Source organism: Paenibacillus sp. FSL R5-0908, assembly GCF_038006245.1.
GTDB classification, from domain to species: domain Bacteria; phylum Bacillota; class Bacilli; order Paenibacillales; family Paenibacillaceae; genus Paenibacillus_AQ; species Paenibacillus_AQ odorifer.
Genome location: NZ_JBBOUV010000001.1, coordinates 6,557,421 through 6,581,997 on the forward strand (window position 1 = coordinate 6,557,421; position 24,577 = coordinate 6,581,997).

23 protein-coding genes and 1 riboswitch are annotated in these 24,577 nt (G+C 40.2%); of the genes, 3 read left to right on the top strand and 20 right to left on the bottom strand.

All coding sequences use genetic code 11. The features are described 5' to 3' along the window. Window positions 1-215 precede the first annotated feature (215 nt). From deoD to MKZ09_RS29675, 8 genes are all read right to left on the bottom strand, one after another. Window positions 216-932 (bottom strand): purine-nucleoside phosphorylase, encoded by a 717-nt coding sequence (gene deoD / locus MKZ09_RS29640; RefSeq protein WP_076138383.1) that lies wholly within the window; start codon window positions 930-932, stop codon window positions 216-218. A gap of 116 nt (window positions 933-1,048) precedes the next feature. Then, complete coding sequence (locus MKZ09_RS29645) at window positions 1,049-1,870, bottom strand: methyl-accepting chemotaxis protein (protein ID WP_076129804.1); 822 nt, start codon at window positions 1,868-1,870, stop codon at window positions 1,049-1,051. A 257-nt stretch (window positions 1,871-2,127) separates the two neighbouring features. Next, entirely contained in the window at window positions 2,128-3,657 is a 1,530-nt protein-coding gene (ahpF, locus tag MKZ09_RS29650) for an alkyl hydroperoxide reductase subunit F (protein ID WP_076138382.1), read from the bottom strand. 14 nt (window positions 3,658-3,671) lie between these two features. Beyond that, entirely contained in the window at window positions 3,672-4,235 is a 564-nt protein-coding gene (ahpC, locus tag MKZ09_RS29655) for an alkyl hydroperoxide reductase subunit C (RefSeq protein ID WP_076138381.1), read from the bottom strand. 359 nt (window positions 4,236-4,594) lie between these two features. Further along, window positions 4,595-8,152 carry an alpha-amylase family glycosyl hydrolase gene (locus MKZ09_RS29660; RefSeq protein WP_076208628.1) on the bottom strand — a complete coding sequence of 1,186 codons (3,558 nt, stop codon included), beginning with the start codon at window positions 8,150-8,152 and terminating at the stop codon, window positions 4,595-4,597. A gap of 254 nt (window positions 8,153-8,406) precedes the next feature. After that, window positions 8,407-9,393, bottom strand: coding sequence for a phosphotransferase (locus tag MKZ09_RS29665; RefSeq protein ID WP_076138380.1), 987 nt, complete (start codon window positions 9,391-9,393; stop codon window positions 8,407-8,409). An 85-nt stretch (window positions 9,394-9,478) separates the two neighbouring features. Continuing rightward, entirely contained in the window at window positions 9,479-11,221 is a 1,743-nt protein-coding gene (thiC, locus tag MKZ09_RS29670) for a phosphomethylpyrimidine synthase ThiC (RefSeq protein WP_076208629.1), read from the bottom strand. 102 nt (window positions 11,222-11,323) lie between these two features. Then, window positions 11,324-11,433: riboswitch (TPP riboswitch) on the bottom strand. A 71-nt stretch (window positions 11,434-11,504) separates the two neighbouring features. After that, window positions 11,505-13,556 carry a beta-galactosidase gene (locus tag MKZ09_RS29675; RefSeq protein WP_076208630.1) on the bottom strand — a complete coding sequence of 684 codons (2,052 nt, stop codon included), beginning with the start codon at window positions 13,554-13,556 and terminating at the stop codon, window positions 11,505-11,507. Between the two features lie 170 nt (window positions 13,557-13,726). Between MKZ09_RS29675 and MKZ09_RS29680 the strand changes: the two genes are divergently transcribed. Then, window positions 13,727-14,560, top strand: coding sequence for a helix-turn-helix transcriptional regulator (locus tag MKZ09_RS29680; protein ID WP_076208631.1), 834 nt, complete (start codon window positions 13,727-13,729; stop codon window positions 14,558-14,560). Between the two features lie 66 nt (window positions 14,561-14,626). Here MKZ09_RS29680 and MKZ09_RS29685 read toward each other — a convergent pair whose 3' ends face one another. From MKZ09_RS29685 to MKZ09_RS29720, 8 genes are all read right to left on the bottom strand, one after another. Beyond that, on the bottom strand, window positions 14,627-15,127 hold the full coding sequence (locus MKZ09_RS29685; protein ID WP_076208632.1) for a hypothetical protein: 501 nt from the start codon (window positions 15,125-15,127) through the stop codon (window positions 14,627-14,629). 41 nt (window positions 15,128-15,168) lie between these two features. Further along, complete coding sequence (locus MKZ09_RS29690) at window positions 15,169-16,032, bottom strand: hypothetical protein (protein ID WP_076208633.1); 864 nt, start codon at window positions 16,030-16,032, stop codon at window positions 15,169-15,171. A gap of 24 nt (window positions 16,033-16,056) precedes the next feature. After that, complete coding sequence (locus MKZ09_RS29695) at window positions 16,057-16,578, bottom strand: AAA family ATPase (protein ID WP_076138389.1); 522 nt, start codon at window positions 16,576-16,578, stop codon at window positions 16,057-16,059. A gap of 16 nt (window positions 16,579-16,594) precedes the next feature. Beyond that, window positions 16,595-17,569 (bottom strand): phosphotransferase, encoded by a 975-nt coding sequence (locus MKZ09_RS29700; RefSeq protein ID WP_076208634.1) that lies wholly within the window; start codon window positions 17,567-17,569, stop codon window positions 16,595-16,597. A gap of 249 nt (window positions 17,570-17,818) precedes the next feature. Continuing rightward, the gene (locus MKZ09_RS29705) at window positions 17,819-18,190 is read right to left on the bottom strand and encodes an iron chaperone (RefSeq protein ID WP_036681355.1); all 372 of its coding nucleotides are present in this window, start codon (window positions 18,188-18,190) and stop codon (window positions 17,819-17,821) included. A gap of 58 nt (window positions 18,191-18,248) precedes the next feature. Then, the gene (locus MKZ09_RS29710; protein ID WP_076208635.1) at window positions 18,249-18,683 is read right to left on the bottom strand and encodes a hypothetical protein; all 435 of its coding nucleotides are present in this window, start codon (window positions 18,681-18,683) and stop codon (window positions 18,249-18,251) included. Next, window positions 18,667-18,885: a helix-turn-helix transcriptional regulator gene (locus tag MKZ09_RS29715; protein WP_036681352.1), complete on the bottom strand. Its 219-nt coding sequence runs from the start codon at window positions 18,883-18,885 to the stop codon at window positions 18,667-18,669. The genes MKZ09_RS29710 and MKZ09_RS29715 overlap by 17 nt, the downstream gene beginning before the upstream one ends. Before the next feature lie 534 nt (window positions 18,886-19,419). Further along, a complete protein-coding gene (locus tag MKZ09_RS29720; protein ID WP_076208636.1) occupies window positions 19,420-19,908 on the bottom strand; it encodes a DUF2199 domain-containing protein in 489 nt (162 codons plus the stop codon). A gap of 235 nt (window positions 19,909-20,143) precedes the next feature. Here MKZ09_RS29720 and MKZ09_RS29725 point away from each other — a divergent pair, with 235 nt between their 5' ends. After that, the gene (locus tag MKZ09_RS29725; protein ID WP_076208637.1) at window positions 20,144-21,346 is read left to right on the top strand and encodes a polysaccharide deacetylase family protein; all 1,203 of its coding nucleotides are present in this window, start codon (window positions 20,144-20,146) and stop codon (window positions 21,344-21,346) included. 176 nt (window positions 21,347-21,522) lie between these two features. Here MKZ09_RS29725 and MKZ09_RS29730 read toward each other — a convergent pair whose 3' ends face one another. The 4 genes from MKZ09_RS29730 to MKZ09_RS29745 form a co-directional block, all read right to left on the bottom strand. Beyond that, entirely contained in the window at window positions 21,523-21,711 is a 189-nt protein-coding gene (locus MKZ09_RS29730; RefSeq protein WP_341041925.1) for a GNAT family N-acetyltransferase, read from the bottom strand. 41 nt (window positions 21,712-21,752) lie between these two features. Beyond that, window positions 21,753-21,926: a hypothetical protein gene (locus tag MKZ09_RS29735; protein WP_256719339.1), complete on the bottom strand. Its 174-nt coding sequence runs from the start codon at window positions 21,924-21,926 to the stop codon at window positions 21,753-21,755. Between the two features lie 46 nt (window positions 21,927-21,972). After that, on the bottom strand, window positions 21,973-22,278 hold the full coding sequence (locus tag MKZ09_RS29740; protein ID WP_341041628.1) for a GNAT family N-acetyltransferase: 306 nt from the start codon (window positions 22,276-22,278) through the stop codon (window positions 21,973-21,975). A gap of 423 nt (window positions 22,279-22,701) precedes the next feature. Next, a complete protein-coding gene (locus MKZ09_RS29745) occupies window positions 22,702-23,496 on the bottom strand; it encodes a MerR family transcriptional regulator (RefSeq protein ID WP_076208467.1) in 795 nt (264 codons plus the stop codon). Window positions 23,497-23,726: 230 nt separating this feature from the next. Here MKZ09_RS29745 and MKZ09_RS29750 point away from each other — a divergent pair, with 230 nt between their 5' ends. Continuing rightward, on the top strand, window positions 23,727-24,401 hold the full coding sequence (locus tag MKZ09_RS29750; RefSeq protein WP_076208468.1) for a DUF4097 family beta strand repeat-containing protein: 675 nt from the start codon (window positions 23,727-23,729) through the stop codon (window positions 24,399-24,401). The last annotated feature ends 176 nt before the right edge of the window (window positions 24,402-24,577 follow it).

Here is a 24,577-nt window from a genome sequence, read left to right on the forward strand (position 1 = left end):
GGTTTGATTTTTATATCGGTATAATCCGAGAGAATTATTACGAATTTAACATTAAATTTTGATTAAAAACAACAATAATTTACACGCTTCACCGATCCATTTCCACAACCTTACAAATGAGAAAAAAACCTATTAAATATCAGGACTTAATCCTGAATTTAATAGGCTTTCAAGCTTTTGCTCGTAGAACTTTTTAAGCTGCTTAATCTTTTTTATTAAATAGAAATCGCTGCTTCTAAAGCTACTTCCATCATGCCGTTGAAAGAATTTTGTCTTTCTTCTGCCGTGGTTACAGCATGAGTAACTAACGAATCGGAAATGGTAAGAATACATGCAGCTTGTTTACCTAACACTTTCGCATTATGGAACAACGCATAACTCTCCATTTCTACACAAACACAGCCATGTTCATTGTAAAATTCATTAATTCCAGGCACATTGTCTTCATGATAGAATACATCACTGGAATGAATTCTCGCCGTCAGAACTGGCTTGTTAATACGTGTAGCTGCTGCTTCAATGACTTCGTTCAATTCTTTACTTGGCAGCTGGATATCTCCTTCTACACCGCTTTGCACATAGGCATATGTAGATTCACTCCACGCGCTATCCGCCAACACCACGTCAAATAAATTCAATTTATCAGTGTATGCTCCAGCACTACCGATACGAATGATGTTTTCCACACCATAGTTTTTGTATAGTTCATAAGAATAAATACCGATACTTGGCATTCCCATTCCCGAACCCATTACCGAAACCTCTTTGCCTTTATAAGTTCCTGTATATCCAAACATATTACGTACCGTATTAAATTGGGTTGGGTTCTCCAAATAGGTTTCTGCAATATACTTCGCTCTCAAAGGATCTCCTGGCATTAATACTGTTTTGGCGATTTCACCATTTTGTGCTGCATTGTGCGGCGTTGACATAATTTATTCCTCCTATGTTGATTACTCATTACTATCTTACTATACCATTCATGATTTTAAATATACGTTTAAAATTTTCTTTTATTGCGACAAAAATACTGCTACTGAATCTCTATTTATAATTTATTAGCAAACTCGTTAAGTTTTTGAGACATTATTTTTATTTCTTCAATAAATGTAGAAGTATGCTGAACAGATGCCGCTTGTTCTTGGCCGATAGCTGCTATCTTCTCTATCGAATTAGCCATTTGATTCGTAATTCCCTTGATCTGTAACATGGTTTTATTTATATTTTGCGTCGAGGCGACGGTTTCCCTTGAAAATTTCCGGATTTCCTTGGCTACAACTTCAAAGCTTCTACCTTTCTCACCTGCATGCGCTGCTTCTATTGCAGCATTCAGCCCGAGTAAATTCGTTTGATCAGCAACCCTGTTTATAATGGATAGGACTTCTGTTGTATTCTCTACATCTTTTCCAGCCTGCTGAGATTGAATGAGTAGTTCCTGAGAGTGATCCGAAAGTGAACTTACGCCATAGGAAATATTATTAATTTGCTCATTGGCTTGGGATAATGATTCCGAGATTTGTTCTACAATGGCTTTTAATTCACTTTGTCTTCGAATCTGAACTGCAATCCCGCCAATGACTTGTCCCGTTTGATCGTGAAGAGGTGTTGCTGTCCCTGTAAACTCAAATCCATAAAAGTGGGCTGGAACATCGGACTTCAAGGTACGATTCTCTTGTATCGCTAAGTAAAGCGGTTCTTCTTTGTGTAAAGGTTGTCCTTCGTTAATATTTAAATTTATGGTGTCGCCAGGAAAATAAGCAACGAACCGTTCCAAATCACATATCGCTATTGATAAATCAGCGGGGATAGATAATTTTATAATAGGTATAAGTGAGATAAATTTGTCTAAAGATTCAATGTTGTTAATCACAGAAATATAGTCTCCATTCCAGCAAAACGTTATTTATAGCGCACCAAGTCTAACCAGATCATGCCTTACATACATGCATTTAATCTAAATATTTAATTTTGTTTAATTCATATTTTAGATATGTATTCGCGAAAATCTTCATAAAATCCTCCAAAAAAGTTTACAAATCCCCATTTTTCTCTCACAAAAGATAAAAAAAGCCCCCACTTTGTGAAAAGTGAGGGCTTTCGTTCTCTTGCTGTTACTAACAATATCGATTAGTTACGGATCAGATAATCAAATGCTCCTAGCGCTGCAGTTGCACCGGATCCCATCGAGATAATGATTTGTTTATAAGCACTATTAGTGCAGTCACCAGCAGCAAATACTCCTGGTAAGCTAGTAGCACCATGGCTATCTACAACAATCTCACCTACACGAGTACGTTCAACTGTGTCACCTAGCCATTCTGTATTTGGAACCAGACCGATCTGTACAAATACACCCTGCAATTCAACATGGTGAGTCTCTTCTGTCGCACGATCAACATAAGAAATACCATTTACCTTATCAGTTCCGGTAATTTCTTTAGTTTGCACATTTTTAAGAACAGTAACGTTAGGAAGGCTATAAAGACGATCTTGCAGTACAGCATCAGCTTTGAGCTCTGGAGCAAATTCCAGAACCGTTACATGCTTCACTATACCTGCAAGGTCAATAGCTGCCTCAATACCTGAGTTACCGCCGCCAACAACTGCAACATCTTTGCCTGCAAACAAAGGACCATCACAGTGTGGGCAGTAGGCTACACCTTTGTTCTTGAATTCAGCTTCACCAGGTACGCCCATATTCCGCCAGCGAGCACCTGTAGACAGAATGACCGTCTTACTCTTTAGAACAGCGCCGTTCTCGAGTTCAACTTCAATCAAGTCATTTTTGTCTAGACGTCTGACACGCTGCAATTTCATTACATCAATGCCATACTCTTTTACTTGCTCTTCAAGTTTAGCTACGAGTTGAGGACCTTCAGTGTACTTCACACTAATAAAGTTCTCGATACCAAGCGTGTCGTTGACCTGTCCGCCAAAGCGTTCAGCAACAATACCTGTACGAATCCCTTTACGTGCCGCATAAATGGCTGCACTTGCACCAGCTGGGCCGCTGCCGACAACAAGCACATCATATGGAGCTTTATTGTCAAACTCTGATGCGTCCACACTGCTGCCCATTTTAGCTAAAATTTCTTCAACCGTCATACGACCACTTTCGAAAAATTCACCATTAAGGTAGACGCTTGGAACAGACATAATTTCTTTGCTTTCTACCTCTTCTTTGAATACTCCACCGTCAATCATCGTATGGGTAATACCCGGATTAAAGATACTCATAAGATTAAGTGCTTGTACAACATCAGGGCAATTATGACAGCTCAGGCTAACATAAGTTTCAAACTTATATTCACCATTAATGCCTTTGATCTGATCAATTACACTTTGCTCAACCTTAGGAGCTCTTCCGCTAACCTGCAACAGTGCCAATACTAATGAAGTAAATTCGTGTCCAAGCGGAGTTCCGGCAAAGGTTACACCCGTATCTTCACCCACACGATTTACACTAAAGCTCGGGGTTCTAGATAGTTCGGTTCTTTCCACCGTAATCCTAGCTGACATTTTGGCAATTTCATCTACTAGTTCAGTCATCTCTTGTGATGCCTCGTCAGCGCCTGCACTGAGTTTCAGTACTACATCGCCTTCCAAGAGTTCTAGGTATTGCGCTAGTTGAGCTTTTATTTCTTGATCTAGTTTCATTTAGCTTTCGCTCCTTAAATCTTACCTACAAGATCGAGACTTGGTTTAAGAGTTTCTGCACCTTCCGACCATTTCGCTGGGCAAACTTCACCTGGATGATTGCGTACATATTGCGCTGCTTTAATTTTGTTAACAAGAGAGCTAGCATCACGGCCGATACCACCAGCATTAATCTCAACAGTTTGAATAACACCGTCTGGGTCAATGATGAATGTACCACGATCAGCAAGACCGTCAGCTTCGATCAATACATCAAAGTTGCGGGAAACCACATGGGAAGGATCGCCGATCATAATGTATTTCACCTTGCCAATTGCTGCGGAGCTTTCATGCCATGCTTTATGTGTAAAGTGTGTGTCAGTAGAAACGGAATATACTTCAACACCTAGTTGTTTGAGGGTTTCATATTGGTTCTGCAAATCTTCTAGTTCAGTTGGGCATACGAATGTGAAGTCAGCTGGGTAAAAGCAAACTACACTCCATTTACCTTTGAAGTTTTCTTCTGTAACATCGATAAATTTCCCATCTTGAAATGCGCTTGCTTTGAATGGTAGTACTTCTGTTCCGATTAATGACATATTGTTTAATCTCCTTTGGGTTTAATTTATGAATAGAGTGGATACTATTTATAATTATTATAATTAACCAAATTAAGGCCTGTCAAGTTATTTATAATAATTCTAATATGATAATCGTTGTCAGTCGCTAAATGTTCATACAAATTCCTTTCTTTCGGATTTAAATACAACACTTTATCATCTGACGGATGCTCATTCGTGCTTATTGACTATTATGGTTTAGTTTACATGTTTTATGTAGTTCAATTTCTACAATTCGATGTCTTCTACTATTCGCTGAACTATTCTGTACTATAAAGTAACCTCAGTACGGGTTCATCCCGAACTGAGGCTATTTTTGATAACTAATATACAAGGTTCTACTTCAGATAGGTTCCTGACTCTCCGATTCCACCACTACCGTTCAATACATACACCCGTGCATTTCCTTTACCGGAGCAGTTGATTGTGATCACACCGTTGGTAACGGTTTTGGTATCACCAGTCACTGCATCCACATAAGTTCCGTTAGGAATTCCAGTGAATGTTGCATTTCCTGAGATCGTAACCAAAGCAAAGCTATCGATTCCTTTGGTACTATCAGTGTATCTTCTTTTAAATGCCAAATCACCTGATACATTTTCTGTAGAATATTGGCCTTTTTGCAAAGCAGGAACAGCTCTTCTGATTAAATTAAGTTGTCTGATATGTTTCGCCAGAGGATAATTTAACGAGTCTGCAAGTGTGCCAGTAGCATTGGTATATTTACCGTAATCTTGAACAGTAACACTACCCTCAATATGATCGCCAAAGTAAGCACGGCCTGTTGTACTTAACGGCGCATTTGGACCTACATCTATGACTGATCCTTTTTTGAACTCAATTTCAGAACCATAATAGATCGCAGGTATTCCTCGGAAGGTGAACATCAGAGCGAGATTCTCAGCCCAAGTGTCCTGTGTGCCGGCAAATCTTTGATTTTCTGGTGCCTGGTCAGGTGCATAGTCATGAGAGTCAATATAAGTTACATTCCAAGTAGCATCATTATAGAATTGATCACCGCTTCTCATACTAAATGCTTCCTGAGCAGTCTTGAAGGCCCAGTGCATTGGAAAATCAATGACATCCATACCCGATTTCATCGAATAGTCAGGCGTATGATAAGTATTTCCTGTTAAAAATGCATTGTTCGAGGTAGGCTGTCCTGCTGTAGTAGAGTTATCTGCCCACTCTTGCTCCACCGATAGCTTGTTGGAAGCGTAATCATTTTGACCATCACCTGGATAGGATTTTGAGCTTTTCCAAGTATAAAATGGTGTTGATATCGCCGGAATTCCACTGTTCCAGACATCTCTGTACCGAGTAGCCACTTCCCCAAAGACAAAGAAGTCTGAGCCTCCTCTTGTTTTCCATGCCGGCACAAAATATTTGTTGAAAATATACCGGCTTACATGCTTTACAGTATCGACCCGAAAAGCATCCACACCCATATCAATATATTGATTATAGCTGTCGATCAGATACTGATTCACTAGAGGATTTTCTGTGTTTAAGTCTACACAGTCTCCCGCAATCTGTCCTGTCTGGACGGTGTAAGACTCCCAAGAAAGACTTTTTTCCGTATGGTAAATGTTATTATTAGTCTCCGCAGTCTTCATTAAGGCGAGTCTTGCCTGATATTGCTGATCAGGGGTCATGGAATCATAGTTAGCTGGCAGTTTATCCGTAATTTTGAGCATGTTACTCACGGTGTCCGCCGCCGTCGGATCTTTTTTAAACATCGGGAACAGATTTTCTTCTCCAAAATTACCGGTATGATTGACGACAATATCTTGAATAACCTTTATCCCTCTCGCGTGCGCTGCATTGATCAAATCCTGATAAGATGCCCCAGCGGATTCATATCTTGGATCTACTTTCGCAAAATTTATTGCATGGTACCCATGATAATCATAACCGCTGGCATTCTGCACCACAGGTGTAATCCAGATGGCACTAAAGCCTAGGGCTTTAATGTAATCGAGCTTTTGAATCAGTCCTTTAAAATCCCCTCTCCAAGCTGGATCTGAGTCCGGATTTCCTGCCTTGGCATCCTCCCATGCATGCTCGTTGTTACTCTGATCGCCATCATAGAACCGGGAAGTAATTACAAAATAAATCGTATCTTCACGAAAATCGCCCTTATTACCAATGTTATAAACAAAGCTCTGTTTAGTTTCATTTCCGGCACCATCGATCACAAGGAATTTTAAGGTTGTCGTCTTGTTAATCAAGATAGACGGTCCCGCAAGAGTAGTCAGTGCATTGCCTGAAATATAGACTTTTGAACTCGTTGTTGGTTCCGTACCATTATCTGTGTAATATGCTGTGGTCGTTGCCGCCTTGTTGTCTTTTATATTAAAAGATACGGAAACTGCTGAACTTGAATTCCCAACAGGCAGATTCGCTGTGATAATCGGAGCTTGCAGATCGGCATTCAGATCAATCACATAAGCAAAAGAGCCTACATTACCTGCTTGCCCTATAGAGTTAACGCCGAATGCTTTGATAGTCAAAGATGAAGGGACTTGGATTGGAGTCGTATACAACGTTGAGGTTGTCGTAGGTGTCGAGCCATTGGTCGTATAATAAATTTTATCGCCGCTATTTGTACTGGATAGTGTCACCGTTTGGGCAGAATCATAGGTTTGGGGCGCAGGAGAGACGGATATCACCGGAACCTTGGGAACGTCTGGATTGGCGTCATACCATACGTTATCTGAGTTATACCAGCCCTCTTTTACGCTGCGAGATAAGTCAGCCGTCTGTTTGCCATTGCCGTCATTAAAGATCAGGCTTGCACCTGTAGCATTTGGAACAGTATAGCTATACCAATCGTTTCCGTCCGATTTCATCAGTATTCCCGGCCACGCTCCACTAGTCGGAACGGTTGCCGGATTCAGATTCCAGTAATGGATGCGAATCGCTGCATTCCAGCTTGCTGGTTTCTTAAAGTGAACGGTTAGCCCCGCTGAAGTAGGTGTTGGCGTCACTGTTGGCGTTGGTGTGGGTGTTACGGTAGGTGTTGGCGTTACTGTTGGTGTAGGAGTTACCGTAGGTGTTGGTGTAGGAGTTACCGTAGGTGTTGGCGTCACTGTTGGCGTTGGTGTGGGTGTTATGGTAGGTGTTGGGGTAACTGTTGGCGTTGGTGTAGGAGTTACCGTAGGTGTTGGTGTAGCTCCGGCCGAAAGGGTCACATAATCGATATTAATATTCCCGCTATCATCCGAGTCATATTTATAAGCAAGCGTGTTATTTCCTGCCTGTAAGGAGAGCGTTTCTGTTTGGTCTGCCCATGTATCCCAGTTGGCCAGGTTCGCTAATGTTGTCTGTGTAACCTTTATTCCATTGACATAAATGGACACCTTTTTGGCACTGCCGGATGCATTAGCATAGTGAAGCGTGGCATTATAGGACCCTGCTGCGGAAGACTGGACGTTAAAAGTGGTGGCTGCTCCTGTAGTTGTATATCCATCAACAAAACCAGTGCCCGAATATCCGGTGTGATTCGTATTTACTTTTGCACCACCAGACAGGGATGCACTCTCTGCTTCGTATTTCCCGGCAACCGGAATAACAACCGTCCAGTTCTTCCCGCCGTTATTGTCCCAACTATCCGTTGGAGCCGTGATGTGATAACAGTAAATTAGGGTGGCGCCTTCCTGAACATTGAGGTTGGCGGTGAACGTGATTCCATTTTTGGTCATCACCGTGTCCATAGTATTAGCCCAGTTATTCGTAGTCCAATGTAAGGTCACAGCTGTCGCTGTAGGATTGCTATAGGTGACTGTATGATCCGTATTACTGGCCGATGCGCCACCCGATAAACCAAATAAACTAAAAATGAGCGAAAAAATAATTAACCACGAAATATAACGCCTGGATTGTTTGGATACCAAGTAAATAACCTCCTCATAATTTTTAGTGCAGCTACGATTTTTATGCTTATCGTGTTGTGCAAACGTTTGCAAAAATGAGAAAAAAAGAAATACTTGATAGGTTTGATCTCCTCCTTCAATAAAAAATAAGGAAAAAACTCATTGTATGCGTTTACAAACAGTTCAATATCTGATGGATTTTCCTTGTTAAGATTATAGGCGCCAAACCTTTTGCTGGTCAATGCATCTTTTAGGCTATAATTCAATCGTTTTCACTATAAGTTCCCTATGATAGCAGGTAAGTTGTTCAGATTCTTAGCAAGCCAATTCATTTCTTTTGCAAAACGTTTTGGAGGTACACTATGTTTGTCCATCTCGGCATTAATCCACCATGGGCTTTCCATATACCACAATAACTGCAATGATTTTGTTAAATCCCCCTGCTCCACCGTTCGTTCCTCACGATATCCGTCAATAAATGCTGAGGCTAGTGCTCCATCTAAATCTTCATCTAGAGCACATGACATCACTGCTCGTGCAACATCAAGCTGCGGATAATCATATTTGAACCGATCAAAATCTAGAATTGCAGACAATTGGCTATCTTGAAATAAAAGATTATCAACCCATAAATCACGATGTGCCCATCCAGCTTCAAGTCCTTCGAATATTTCCGGATCTATTTCTTCAGTCGCTCTTAGTTGTATCTCTAGGTCAGTGATAAGTGAGGTTTTGCCCATTTCCTTTGATTGTTGTAGGAGTACATTCCAATGTTCTAAACGTTCCTCAGGGCTTTGGGGAATAAATTGTGGGTTTCTTTTCAAACTAAGGGTCCCATCATTTAATAAACGATGCATTTTACCTGTGGCACGACCCAAATCAAACATTTGATGGATATTAATTTTACCCGGCTCTATGACACGCCCTTCACAATATTCCATAGCCATAAACGTTTCTCCCTGATCTGATTCCAGTAAAACTTTATGGTTATAAGCCAACAATCCGGGACAGGGGAGCCCCTGTAGATACAATCTTTTCTGTTGAGAAAAAGCAAAGTTCAGCTCTTCTGGGTTATACAATTTATATCTTTTTTTGTTGTATTGTTTAAGTAGAAATTGCCCTGAATCCGTTGTGATTTTCCATTTAAGATTTAACCAGCCACGTTTTATTGGGGTAGCATGAAGGACTTTCAATCCAAAAAAATGATAGAAACTATTACTTAAATCCTCTAAAATGGCTTCCTCTGAACGAATCGCTTCCATTTCATCAACTCCTATCTATTCAAAGTATAAAAGAAGAAGCCGCCAATGACGACTTCTTTTAGATATTTCTTTTTAGCAGAAAAAGTTATCTATAAATGAGGCTCCCGCCTTGGAGAAACTCTTCTGTCTTCTCTTGCATTCCTGATTCAATTCTCGTCGAATTACGGATATTATGAGAGATCTTCATACTGCAAAATTTCGGCCCGCACATGGAACAGAAATGAGCTGTTTTAGCGCCTTCCGCAGGCAATGTCTCATCATGATATTCTAGCGCTCGCTCAGGATCTATCGATAAATGAAATTGATCACGCCAACGAAATTCAAAACGGGCTTTTGAAAGAGCATTATCCCGGTCTTGTGCTCCTTTATGCCCTTTCGCCAAATCTGCGGCATGAGCCGCTATTTTATAAGTAATGACCCCTACACGTACATCTTCCTTATTAGGCAGGCCAAGATGCTCCTTCGGAGTTACGTAACATAACATTGCTGTACCGAACCAACCAATCATCGCTGCACCTATAGCAGAAGTAATATGATCATAACCAGGCGCGATATCTGTAGTCAGTGGACCTAATGTATAAAAAGGGGCTTCGTTGCAAGTTTCAAGTTGCTTATCCATATTCTCCTTAATCAAGTGCATCGGTACATGTCCTGGACCCTCTACCATCACCTGTACATCATGACTCCAAGCTATAGCTGTTAATTCACCTAACGTCTCTAACTCGGCAAATTGTGCTTCATCATTCGCATCAGCAATCGAACCCGGACGTAATCCATCGCCTAGGGAAAAAGAAACATCGTATAGCTTCATGATTTCACATATCTCTTCAAAATGTGTATATAAAAAGTTCTCTTGATGATGCGCAAGACACCATGCCGCCATGATGGAGCCACCTCTTGAAACAATACCTGTCATACGTTGTGCAGTCAACGGGATATAACGAAGCAGAACCCCCGCATGAATGGTAAAATAATCAACCCCTTGCTCCGCTTGCTCAATGAGCGTATCACGGTACACTTCCCACGTTAAATCTTCCGCTTTTCCATTCACTTTTTCCAACGCTTGATAGATAGGCACCGTTCCAATAGGAACAGGAGAATTGCGGATGATCCACTCGCGTGTAGTGTGGATGTTTTTACCTGTGGAAAGATCCATTATATTATCTGCACCCCAGCGGGTGGCCCATCTCATCTTCTCTACCTCTTCCTCTATGGAGGAGGATACTGCGGAATTTCCTATATTGGCATTGATCTTCACTAAAAAATTTCGTCCAATAATCATCGGTTCACTCTCTGGATGATTGATATTCGCTGGAATGATGGCGCGGCCGCGGGCCACTTCATCTCTTACAAATTCCGGTGCCACATTCTCACGAATCGCAACGTATTCCATTTCGGAAGTAATAATTCCTTTGCGTGCATAATGCATTTGAGAGACATTACGCCCCTTTTTCGCTCGCAAAGTTTTTCTATGGAGCGCTGGAAACACTTCCGCCACAGCTTTTCCCGTTGCATTCCCGTTATCTTCAGGCTTCACGTTTCTTCCTTCGTACGCTTCCGCATCCCCTCGTTCCTCAATCCAGCTTAGACGATTGGGCTCTAACCCCTGACGAATATCAGTTTGAATATTAGCATCCGTGTAAGCCCCGCTTGTGTCATAGACATGAATTGGGGCATTCTCCTCTTCGCCGTCTATGCCCGCAGTTGGACTAAGTGAGATCTTCCGCATAGGCACCTGAATATCAGGCCGTGAACCCTTTACATAAACTTTTTGACTTGCTGGAAAAGCTGATAAATTGATTGGATCGTTGTTCAATTCGCTTGTCATCTCAATTCCTCCTATAAGGTGATTTGATCAAGCGGAGACGGTCTACTCCCCACACATAGAAAAGGCCACATCTGTATAAGATGAGGCCTTAGAGTAGACAAATAGAAATAGAGCTCCATTTCCTCCGCTGGCATTATCCAGATCAGGTTTGACGGTCGATAGTTATAACTATCCTCTCAGCCTGGTCCCACCAAGCTCCCGTGACTATATAATTGCTACTTCAAAGTATAACCGAAAAGAGAGAATTATCCAAATCTACTCAAATGTGAGATCAACGTGTACGTTAGTATAGCACCAGTACCCCAAATCCTTCCAGAAGCACCTCGCCCGAGAATGTTGTGCCGCTCAGTAAATCTGTTTTGGTCTCATGAAGATGGATCGTGACAGGAGTCTCACTATAATTAAGCAAAAAAGCATAACTGGAAGAAGCTCCGGTACGGACTTGCAGCTCTACCTCTTCTGGGAGCTCCAGCCAATCTGCTGGCGATTGTAGATCCATTAAATTTATGATCTCAGCCGCTGCCTGTTCATTAAATACGGCTCCGTAATACCAAACCTCACCCTTGCCGCGACGATTTCTAGTTACCGCCGGTTTTCCTGCATAATAATCAGAGGCGTAAACCGCCATCACTTCAACCGAAGCTTCCTCTATTTTGAGAATATCATTAAAGTCATCTGCTCCTGTAACGACTTCGGTCGCGCCCGACCAGCTAATTGTTGTTGGCTGACGACTGCCCTTAACCATTGTGAATTCTTCAACTGTGATCCCGCATAGATCCTTAGCAGCACCTGGGAAAGGACGCATATAACATTGACCGCGCTCATCCTTATAGCCAGTTCTACAGCCGAAGATCAGTTTGCCGCCTTGTTGAACATATTCATCCAGCAGAGACGCTGTCTCATCTGTCATAATCGCTGGGTGAGGATAGATAAGCACGTCGTACCTTGCAAGCTCCTCCAGCGTTGTTTTTTTGCGCAGATAGAGCACGTCATTCGGGATATGCTTCCGCTGAAGAGCCTTGTACCACTCCTTATTGCTCTTCCACATAAACGGGCCATGCCAAACATCGTATTCTCCATCCCACTCATTGTCATAATCACGAACAATAGCAACGTTAGCCTGATTATGAGTACCGATAAACGCTTGACCTGCTGCTGCCAGCTCCTGACCGATCTGCCCCGCTTCCCGCACTCTCCGGTTAGGCTGATTATGATAGTCATTGATTCCATGCCAATAAATTTCATTGCCCATCGTAGCTGTCCGCCAGCGGAAATATAGCACCATATCTGCTCCATGAGCGATCGACTGATAAGTCCATAACCGCATCTGCCCGGGCTTTGGAGAAGGCATATCCATCCGGTTCACCCAGCCACCCGGGCCCGACTGCTGCTCCATAATGCAGAAATTCGGGGATATCGAACGAACAACAGATAACGACAGTCCCCAGCCTCTATCATTCAGCGGATTCCGCTCATTGGGGTCATAAAAAATAGTAGAGAACTGAGGATAGGAATCATAGCTGAAGAAATCCAGCAGTTCATCCGTCATTTCATGGCTATCAAGATGCCCGAACAGACCGTTCGTGGTTACCCATTGCTTAGGGGCAAGTTTACGAATGATATCCGCTTGGTTTTTGGCAAAAGAAATTGTATTGTCCGAAATAAACCGTTTTTCATCCAATGCCTGATGAGGATTGGGCTGCTTCGGTACTGGAGTCGGACGTGGGAGATAGACCTGAGACCAGTCACTATAGCTTTGATTCCAAAAAACAGCTCCCCAAGCCTCGTTCAAATGCTCAAGCGTAACATATTTATGCTGTAGCCATTCCCGGAAAGCCTTATGGTCACTCTCCGAATAAAATTCACTGATCTCACAGTTGAGCTCATTATCAATTTGCCAGCCAACTACACCCGGATGATTGCCGTAATGTTCAGCCATTTGTTCTGCAATACGTGCACACAGTTCCCGGTATTTAGGACTGCTGTAATTATAATGACGGCGCATGCCATGCTGAAGTGTAACACCTTCGTAGGTTACATTTAAAACTTCGGGATATTTATCAGTCAACCAAGCTGGAGGCGTCGCCGTCGGAGTACCAAGTACAACCTGAAGACCATATTTATGTGCTAGATCAATCGCCCGATCAAAGAGCCCGAACTGAAACTCCCCTTCTGCCGGTTCAAAAATAGACCAAGCAAACTCCCCCATCCGAATGATCGTAAAGCCGAGTTCACGCATCCGGCGATAATCGTCCTCCCACATGTTTTCTGGCCAGTGCTCCGGATAATAACAGACGCCAAGCTCGAATTTTTCAGTTGCGACAGGTTTCTTCATCATTACCTCCAAAGTATTAAAAATATGCTTTCAATATTTTATAATTCTATTGTAGTATCAATGATAAGAGGTCTTATATAACAAAATATTGCTATCATATAACAATCTTGCGTTTATTGCCTTAATCCAACTTGCGCTCTGTTGCGCTACAGAAATGGGTGCTGCCAAACATGAAGAAACAATGGTATTTGCCGACACCGGCTTTTTCAAAATATGTCTGTTATCCTGAATTTTTGGGACATTACACTCACTTTCCACAACATACAGAGAGAAGAAGCGAAGGGTTTCTTGGGAGTTATAACCTGCATTTGATTTTTGGTGGGGAGGGTTATGTATTCCATGAGGGCGAACGTATTCCGATGAGTAGAGGACGAGGTTTTCTGTACCCAAAAGGGGCTTATCAGCAATACGGCTCTGACCCAGGCGAGCCTTGGGATGTCCGCTGGGTTCATTTTAACACTGAAATTGTCCTTCCCTTATTAGAAGAAGTGGACCAGTCTCGTGCATACCTGTTCACTTTTGATTTGGATGCTAAGCTGGACGAGCTATTCGAGGAAATGTACCTACTGAGCGCTTCCTACGTGACCCGTAGCGAACCAAGGCTATCTGCTCTGCTGTATGAGCTTCTAGTGAACTTGCTGCAGAACTCCGAGCCGCTTCACGGCTCAGTACCGCACGAGGTTAGACAGTCCATCCGCAGTGCAGCAGATATCATTCATGTCGAATGTGCCAGCCCTTGGTCTCTTGAATCGATGGCAAGATTGACCGGTTACAGCAGCTATCATTTTCTAAGGCTGTTCCGGGTGGTTATGGGTAAAACTCCAAACCGTTATTTAACCGATTGTCGGCTGGCTAAAGCCAAGCTTTTACTGGTTTCCACAGGACTCTCCATTGCTCAGGTTGCTACTCAGTCCGGTTTTGCCCAATCCAGCTATTTTATTAAAGTGTTCAGAAGGTTTGAAGGCATGTCTCCTGTGAAATACCGGCAGGCTTTTGGGGCGTAGACGATCTTCCCCTATTCACTAAAGAGCTCGGGCTCCGTAAAATTTGGCTAGATGAAATTATTATTTTTATTTGTACTTTAAATTCCACTCCTTTGACCATTTTGGGAATGCTTCTCCGGTCAATTCTTCGAGTGTTTTTCCATCAATGGTGTAAACCCAGCCCATATGTAATTCAGCGAAATCAGGAAAACTATAGCCTCCTATCACTTGATCGTCTGCTTCTAGCAGAAAAATCAGGGTTTGTTTTTTTGTATTATCCTTCTCATTATCTAAGGGGTGATTTTTAACGATGAACTTACTTGTAGTTATTTCCTTGCCTATATAATCGACTGGATCAACACTTTGAACACTCCAGTATTGCATGTATGGCATGTCCGTCAGCAGCTTTTTATCTAATAAATATTCAGAAACAATTCCTTCATTACTAATGATCAAATAGCCCATATCGGTAATAAATTGTTCAGCTTGGCTATATTCTTTTTTTGAATTATCGCTAATTTGCTCATCACTACATCCCAATAAAAAGATTAAGAATAACGGAATTATAATCACCCTTAATTTGTTCATAGGTTCCTCTCCTTGGAGTGTTTATTATCTCCGCGATCAATTTATAGATTAATCTTATTGTATGAATTTAGTATCATCAAACTCTTTAGCGTCTTATAGGCTCTCCATTCCAACCTCGCTGTTTCACCGGGAGGCTCCCATTTTATCTGCCATCCTCCATCATCCTCCTGTTGGTATTCTAATACTTTTAAATGATCAAGAATGGTTTCATCAGAAAATATGCTGCTACAGTAAGAAGTTGGTGATGGCGAAAATTCTAGAGGAGAGAGTCCATAACTGTGGGATGCGGCATCCAAGCAAAAAAAGTTGGCAGTAATAAGCTCCTTAGATAATTTTTGAAATAATCCTTTGATAAAATCCGATTGAGGTAAGCTTTCCAATAAATAAAATGCAGTCAAAATTGTATGCGCATCATCATAGGCTTGTGCGCGAATATCTTCCAAACAAATTTCTGTCGCTTTATCAAGCCAGGAATGTTCTATCCCTTGCCATTTAAGAAGCCCGACAAGACCAGTAAGTCTGCTAAATGATGGCTCTGTAGAAAGAGGGTTATTCCAATGTTCTGCTCTTGGATAGTTTGCTGATGAAGGAAATATTGTTGGAATCCCTTTTTTTAAGTCAGCATGCTTTGAAATATAATCACATGCTTTTTGAGAAAGTTCTTCATCTTTTATGTTACAGTCATATAAAAAACGTAGTGCAAATTCCATGAAAAGTGGCTGACTACCGGGTGCCCGCAAATCCGGCTCTATTGCATTTCCAAACCCACCATCTTCGTTCTGGTAGGCTGTTAGTGAAGTCACAACATTGCTCATTGATCCACCGTGGAAAATATATTCAAAAACCCTCCTTTCTAATAATCTGCCATGTGTCCAAATGAAATGGGCTGCTTTCTCAAAATCCATCTGTTCCCCTCCTTAAAATTCAGGCTAAGTATTTAAGTATTCAATGACACTTTTAATATAGGATTCAATCGGTTCCTTTGTATTAACAATATGTATTCTGACATTAGATGGCTTTTTAGCATTTTCAATAGTTTTAAGCAATGTCTCTTCAGAAGGCACTCTTTCAATCTGGCTAATCATTCTTTTTCTATTTCGCAGTCTATTATTGAGCTCGTCATAGTCATTTAATAAACATTCTACATATTTATATTCCGCATTATATTTCTGGGTCAGATTCAATCCTCTCTCTATCATCTCAGAGTATAAACAAGGGCTATCGAGTATAACATTATGACCTTGAGATAAGTGAAAATCTATCAAGGCCCATTCAATATCATACGAAATTTTCCCAACTTCCTTGAACCCAAAGTTTGCTCCAAGTGATTCCATAAGAGAAGACTTTACAATGTCGTGATCAAGAATAACAGCAGAAGTATGCTGCGCTATTACTCTGGCTAATGAAGACTTCCCTGATCCGGGGTATCCAGACATCTGAAGAAAAAACAACGAGGGCCACTTCCTTTCAGACGAGATTCTTATAAGCATTTATCGACTTCCATATAAGCTCCTCATCCTTAATTCCTTCATGAACAAATAACTTTATTGGAAAAAAGATTCCTTCCATAATCGATAATCTAACGTCCTCCACAAATTGTGTGTACGTGTATGCGCTCCTGATTTTATTGTTAATTGAATGAAAATACAGATCAAAAATACGTGTAGTCTCGGCACTGCCATGAAACAAATCGTGGATAAATAACATAACGAGATCCTCCGTACAAAGCCCAACCTTCACTGCTTCAAGATCAATGATGCACGGCCTTGAACTGCTGAACATCGGATATAATAAATTGCCAACATTTAGATCACCATGGATGCATGTTGTATTTTGATATCTGGAGATACGACTAATATGTTTCTGGGCATTTTCACGCAAGCTAAGTAAACTCTTCTCGTAAATACTAAACTGTTCTTCCCCAAGGTTATATGTCTGGTGCTTTCTAAAAGCCAGATAATCTCTCTCCAAATACGAAATATGCTTTAAATAATGCTCTATACTTTTCAAATGCTCGGGATGAGCTAACTCGCTTGTCTCCCAAGAAGCAGAATGAAACTGTGTGATCACATCAATAATGTTTGCTAATTTATTAGAATCAATAGGCACTTCCCAGTCAGCTAAATTGGTATGTGTCGGGGTCAGATCTTCCATCAACAATATACCCACTTGTCCAGCTGTATCATATTTATTAAAAAAGACTCTCGGAATAGATACATCCTTGGTAGAGTAATGATTATAAATCATATTTTCATATGGAATATGATCTGACTTTGTGATTTTCTCTAATAACGACAAAACCTTATTGTTTTTCGTATACACTTCTATTTTATTGAGTGCTGCTCGATTGCGTATTTCTTGTTTTGTTCTTTTAATCTCAAGAATCTCAGGAACACCCTGACCTCTTAATAGCTCTAATAGTTGATCATCGTTTAGTAGCATTTTCATCCTCCAATCTGAATTGGCTCTCGCCTACAGTAGCCATTTGTCTCACTTCCATTTTTCAGCATTCATCAGGTTGAACTAATGTGTATAAATTCGCTTTCAACATTCCATCCACCTTCCAAAATATTGAATATTTCACGCTGAGAATTCAAATAAAAAAGACAAATCACGTATTAAAGTGACTTGTCCTCCGGTGCTTCCACATATAAATTTGCTTAAAATGAATTGAACGCTAAATAATACGTTTTATTTCCGCCAAAAAGTTGAACAGTCTGCCTTATCCAAAATATTAAACTCGATCATTTTTTCAAGTAATGAGAAATCAACGGGACTTTCCCATCGGATGCGTAACAACTGCTTGGTGTGATCATAACCTGCCTGCACAATTTCATCAGAAAAACGATTAATTCCTGCAATTTCAGGGGCAACCGCCAAATGATGTTTGGATACACTGAAGCCAATAATAAAAGTCTCGTGATCGGTAAACATAGGCTGATTCCACGCAACTTTTGGCTTTAAATCAGTAAATTTTCCAGCTACCCAAGCCAAAACTTCTTCCATTCTTTCCCGATGTTGCGGGTTATCAATCTGCGCTAAATATTCTGCAAATACTTCCATGTCATTCTCTCCTAACAAAATATTTTCGAATGGTCTAATTGATGTCACGTCATTCCAATTACATTCTCTTAGCATAATAATTAAACAGGAAGATTCCTAAGGAAATTTGAAAAATGAAAACACCACATAACACAGTGACTACAGTTTGATCTACTCCCATTAAACTAAATACAACAGTTAGAGCCATTAGGATGTAAAAGTTAACAATATTAGTTTTCCAACCCGCTTTTTCTCTTATTCTTATTTTACGTTCATCATTAGCCTCAATTTTACTCATTCTAACTTTCTCATCATTTTTCACTTTGTTCTGGGGCTTATTTAGCCATAACGAATAAACCATATTTCCTACTCCAAGCACTGCAAGGACTGAACCCACACCAATGAGCAAACCGGAAATTCCTTTTAGCTTCTCGTCAGTAAAAATGATTCCACCCATATAAACCATAATAGCACCTGCAATTGTTAAGAGCACCCATTTACTTGCCGTTTTCATTACCCAGCTCCTCCTCGTAAATGAAAATATCTTCAATACTCATTTCAAAAAATCGCGCAATCTTAAATGCAAGAATGATCGATGGGTTATACCGGCCATTTTCAAGTGAACCAATCGTTTGCCTGGATACTTCCAATTTATCCGCTAATTCTTCTTGTTTAATACCTTTTTCTTTTCTAATCTCTTCAAGCCTGTTTTTCAATATCTTACCTCCTGAAGCAATTATGGAAAGTTAACTTTCCGTAAGAATAACACATTGGAATGTGTATGTAAAGCTAACTTTCCATCAGTTGAAATTGATTGCAATTTAACCCGTGATCTTTATAGGTGTAATGATTTAGGACACGCCTTGTTGATACTACATCTGTAAAATTGGGCATGAAAAAACGACACTCGTTAACTCCCTTATAGGAGTACGGGGTGACGTTGAGTGTTTCACGGGCGACAACTTATGAAGAAAAACTTCAGTTAGCTTAGCCTGTTTCAAGAATATACCTTCTAAAAAATTGCCTTTTTGGATAAAAAAGTCCCGATGATTATTCACATCATCAGGACTAACGTGTTATTGTCAGCAGAAAATAAAATATTAGACTGTCTCTGTTTCATTGAACAAAAGTCTCCTGTTAGCTTAAACAACATTACGCACCGAGTTTAGCCTTGCAGGGTTGTCTGCTGGCGTAGATATGATTTAATAAGATGTCGGCAGCTTCTTCGACTATACTTTCAAATTCTTCTCTTACTGACTATGATTTATTAAATGAGCAATTTCTTTCACTCTCTCCATTGTAATTCCTTCTCTTTGTTCAACTGCAAGTGGATGATTCGTTTGTTCTAATTCTATTAACGGAACAGCACCAACCTCTTGTGTATGCACCATTGTCTTTAACGATAATGTAGTTATTGGATATATTGAAAGTTCCGTCGATAACCAGCCAAAATAAGGTTCTTCCGTCTCCCTTCCTTCTACGTGCAATAATTCATTAGACTTCAGAAAGTTTTCTTCACTAAGAGAAACCCAAACACTCCATATAAATTTCTCTTTGCTATCAATTATTGGTATTTCAATATGGCCTCTAATAAAGAAATGCTGTTCATCAATTACACAAAAGTCTCTAATTAATTCTGTTCTCTTCTCTTCTGGTACAGTGTAAAAATAATATGGCGCTTCACTTCCGTAACATAAAGGAAGTTCACTTAATTCGTTGTTACAGTGAGGGCATTTCATGTTTTCTGCTCCTTATAGTTTCTCGCCGATTTCTTATAACGTCTTATTCGGAAACGTTGTAATAATTCCATCTTTTGAGTATTCGCGAAATTACTGAGTTATCCTGCCCTTTACTTCTATAAAAAAGGGCAGCTCTGATCGGCTGAAAAACTGTTCAAGAATCCCTGTCACATTTTTTGGTGTCTGAAGCGTTATATATATATTAATGCAATCAGGATGTAGGGAGACTTGAACATTGAAACTAAACAAACTGAAACTAAAAAAATATTATATCCTCGTTATTTTATCGCTAATGGTCTGCTTGTCTTCACTTCTTACGTATAAAACTATGTCTAAGCTGGAAATCACCAGTGTTGACGGACACAAGATCACAACAGATGCCTATGTTCTGTATCCGGATCATGAATTTATGCTTGCTAAAGACGTAGCTGAGCAGGTTCTTAATGCCCGTATCGGCTGGGAGAAGCAGACTCCACTTCCCGAGGGCATTTACTACAAAGATCAGGTGGCGGTACTCATGTACCATCATCTCACAGAAGAATCGTTATCGCTTTATCCCGGTGTATTATCCGCAGAACAGTTTGATGAACAAATGCGGCTGCTGAAGCAGGAGGGCTTTCAGGTCATTACGATGGAGCAATACCGGCGGTTTATGCTGGAGAATGCTCCGGTTCCCGATAATGCAGTTCTGCTGACTTTTGATGATGGTTATGAGAGCTTTTATAAACTGGCGTTTCCTATTCTGCAAAAGCACGGCTACACCGCAATTAACTTCATCATTGTTTCTGATGTTGATAACCCGGATGGGCGGAAGGTACCAAAACTGACCTGGGAGCAGATGAGGGAGATGAAACGTGCCGGAATGGGCTTCTATAATCATACGTACAATCTGCATTATTATGGCATTGTCGATGCAGAAGGAGGTACCCGTCCGTCGGCGAGTGCCTTGCTGTACATTGATGATGAGAACCGCAATGAGCTAAATGAAGAATACTACAGAAGGGTAACCGGGGACCTGGCTCTGGCGGAACGCAGGCTAAAGGAAGAGCTAGGCAATACGGATTCAGCTATTGCTTTTCCCTACGGTTCCTATAATGAAAAGCTGCTGGATGCAAGCGATTCACTCGGAATCAAATTGAAATTCAATACCCGGGAGGGCTTAAGCTCCAGAACGAATCTGAACGCACCGCGGATTAACGAAGGGGACGAAACCCTCACCGCGGCTTTATCCATAGAACAGCTGAAGCATACTGAGCCTCTGATGGAGTTGACTGTGAATTCCAGAAAGGTGCCTCTTATCGGGACTCAGCCGCAGTTGAGGAATGGGAAATTGATGGTTCCGTTAGGCCCGCTAAGCAGATCACTGGGGATAGAGATGCATTACGACCGCCGCAGCCGGACATTGAAACTGACACACAGCAGCTTGAACAAGGCTTGAGTGATAACTCAAATTTCGCACCATAGATATCAGAGGGAATACGAACGGTATCAAGCGAGTGATAATCGGACGCATGGAGGAATCTTTTACCTACGTGGCTGAAATCGTCAAATTCATAAAAAATAAGTATTTGACTACCGCTGTTGTTGTTCAATTATCGTGACCCGTTAGTTTAATCATATCATCTCTGAGATAAACATTGGTGTAGCTCCATCCTCTGTATTAAAGCCAAATTTATTATAGAAATCCACTGCATGCGGATAAGAAATTAATACTTTTGTTTTACACCCTTTATATCTATCAAGCATTATATTCATCATTTCCTTACCTATACCTATACTCTGATAACTCGGATTAATAAGCATATAATGAAAATATACCGTTAAAACACCATCTGACAAAGCATTTAGTAACCGACAAGCTTTCCTCCTTCCCAAGCGGTAACAACTGAATGAGACTCTCCGATTGCTTGTAAAAGCTCGTTTGGATACTTGCCAGACTCCCATTCTACCGAAAGAAATAACTCTTGGAGTGCATCCTTAGTGATATCCTCTTTGTTTGAAGTGTAATAAATATTCACCCCTATACCTTCCTTTCATAAAACTAACTACGGCACAACATCTGTTTTAAACTCCCATATTTCGATGGTTTTGCAATATTATATTCATCATTTCCTTACCTATACCTATACTCTGATAACTCGGATTAATAAGCATATAATGAAAATATACCGTTAAAACACCATCTGACAAAGCATTTATTAAACCGACAAGCTTTCCTCCTTCCCAAGCGGTAACAATTGAATGAGACCCTCCGATTGCTTGTAAAAGCTCGTTTGGATACTTGCCAGACTCCCATTCTACCGAAAGAAATAACTCTTGGAGTGCATCCTTAGTGATATCCTCTTTGCTTGAAGTGTAATAAATATTCACCCCTATACCTTCCTTTCATAAAACTAACTACGGCACAGCATCTGTTTTAAACTCCCATATTTCGATGGTTTTGCAATCCTTACGAAGTCATAAAATAATACCGACAAAGCAATTTCGGATTTATCAAAGTGAATAATCACTTTATTTACCTCAATATACTATTAAAAATATGTATAGAAAATAGATTAACTGAAGTGGAATTTGTATTTATTCACATTAGATAATTCTTGAGAATACTTTTTTACTTAAGCATACTAATCCTAAGAGGCTTATAGCGTTAATCTGCTAGTTAGCTAAATAGATAACATTGAACTATAGTTAAATATTTAGCTAATCGGCGAAGTATAACGTTCTTGTCCTCAACCTGGAGCAAGAAACGTGATTGCTTAATCAAAAAAAGCCGCTAAATTAGCGACTTTTAATCTAACATGTGCTTTTCTTAATGAACAGTTGTATCTGATAATCCCACTGCAATATTCCAGTCACAATAATGTTATGAAGAACAAAATCTGGACACACATCGTATTCCGTCTTTGCCCTTTCAAGTAAATTTTGTAATACAGCATTCTTATTCTCTTCGGTACAGTTTGCACACAGATAGTCCCCTTCTGGTAGCACAGTTAACCCCTCTAAAGACGGATATTTCAAGCAAACAGCAAATAACCGTGTTATTCCTTCAGTCGTGAACATTCCCGCCATATCTTCAAACAGAAATTGTGAATGCAGAGAAGTCTCAATTTGTTGATAGAAATGTCTGTGATAGTCCCATAAATTCTTAAGTGTGGGGCTTTCCATTTTATTCGAAAGCATAATTACCCTTTCCTCTATGTTTCTGACAAAGTAATTTTCACTTTGACTATAACCGTTGTGGAACTTATTTTCATAATGTAGATAGGCACGTTTAATTTTCGATTTTGCATACTGCAGACGAGCAATTTTATCGTCTGCTCTTTTTTCTGCCTGTTTTAGAAATTCAATTACTTTAGAGAGATCATTCTGCTGCAATATATCTTTAATATCCATTAAAGTAAGATCCATTGCTTTGAGCAGTTCAATGGTTTGCAGCTTTACGAGCTCCTGCTCGGAATAGTATCGATATCCCGACAATTCATCTTTATGACATGGCTTGACTAATCCAATCCGATCATAGTGCCGCAAGGTCTCACTGGTCATCTCTACGATTTCAGCTGCTTGCTTAATTGTAAAATAGTTGTTCATATCTACCCTCTTGACCTTTTTGTAACACAAAAGTTTATGATGATTAAAACATATGCGACTGATAAACGCAACGAAATACAAAAATGGATTTATTACTTTTTCAAGATCATTATGTTCAACTCTAATACTTTGTTGCATATCGCAATTTTTTTGCAGAGCAGCTTAGGATTGGTATTCGTAGGACTGGCTATATTAAAAAAAAAAATGATTTAACAAAGGAGAATTTTATAATGAAAAGTACTGCAAAAAAATTACTAACTACTATAGGCATATTGGTGACACTATTGATAGCATTGGCAGGATGCTCCTCCCACTCCACTTCCATGGAAGAAAAAAATTACATCATCCCTGCCCAAAAGATTGATACCTTAACAATTGATGTAAAGGACAAAAAAATAACTATCCAACAATCTAAAGATGAACAAATTCATATTGTTTACTATGAAAGTGAGAAAGATTTTTACAACATTGATCTATCTGATGATAAAGAACTGTTAATGGTAAGTGACAGTAATAAGGAATGGAACGACTATATCGGAGGAAAAGGCTCACAAGTAACCAGAACTATTCAGGTATGGATACCTGATGCAACTTTAAAAAATTTGACTTTAAAAACATCAAATGAAAGTATTGTATTACCAACAATCTCGTTTTTAGGGACAGTGGAAGTAAACATAAATAACGGAAATATCCAACTGGACAAATTGAATGCAGGGACGGCTATAACCCTTGAAACAAAAAACGGAAATATTAGCGGTTCAATTCTGGGGTCATATGATGATTTCGCGATTTTAAGCAAGGTAAAGAAAGGTGATAGCAATTTGCCTGCCAATAAAGAGAAGGGTTCGAAAAAATTATCTACTTATACAAATAACGGTGATATTACCTTACAATTTTCTGAGTAGCCAGCAGTTAAATACTAGCTTGTATGAAGTCAGATACAATATTGAAAGGGGATAACCTCTGTTTCACTTTTGAAACTTCTGGCCTACCTCTTCGACTATTCCACCGGCCTATGACCGATAAAATATCCCTCCCTCTTGTAATGGAAAAGCACCTTGATAAAGTTGTTAATCTGACC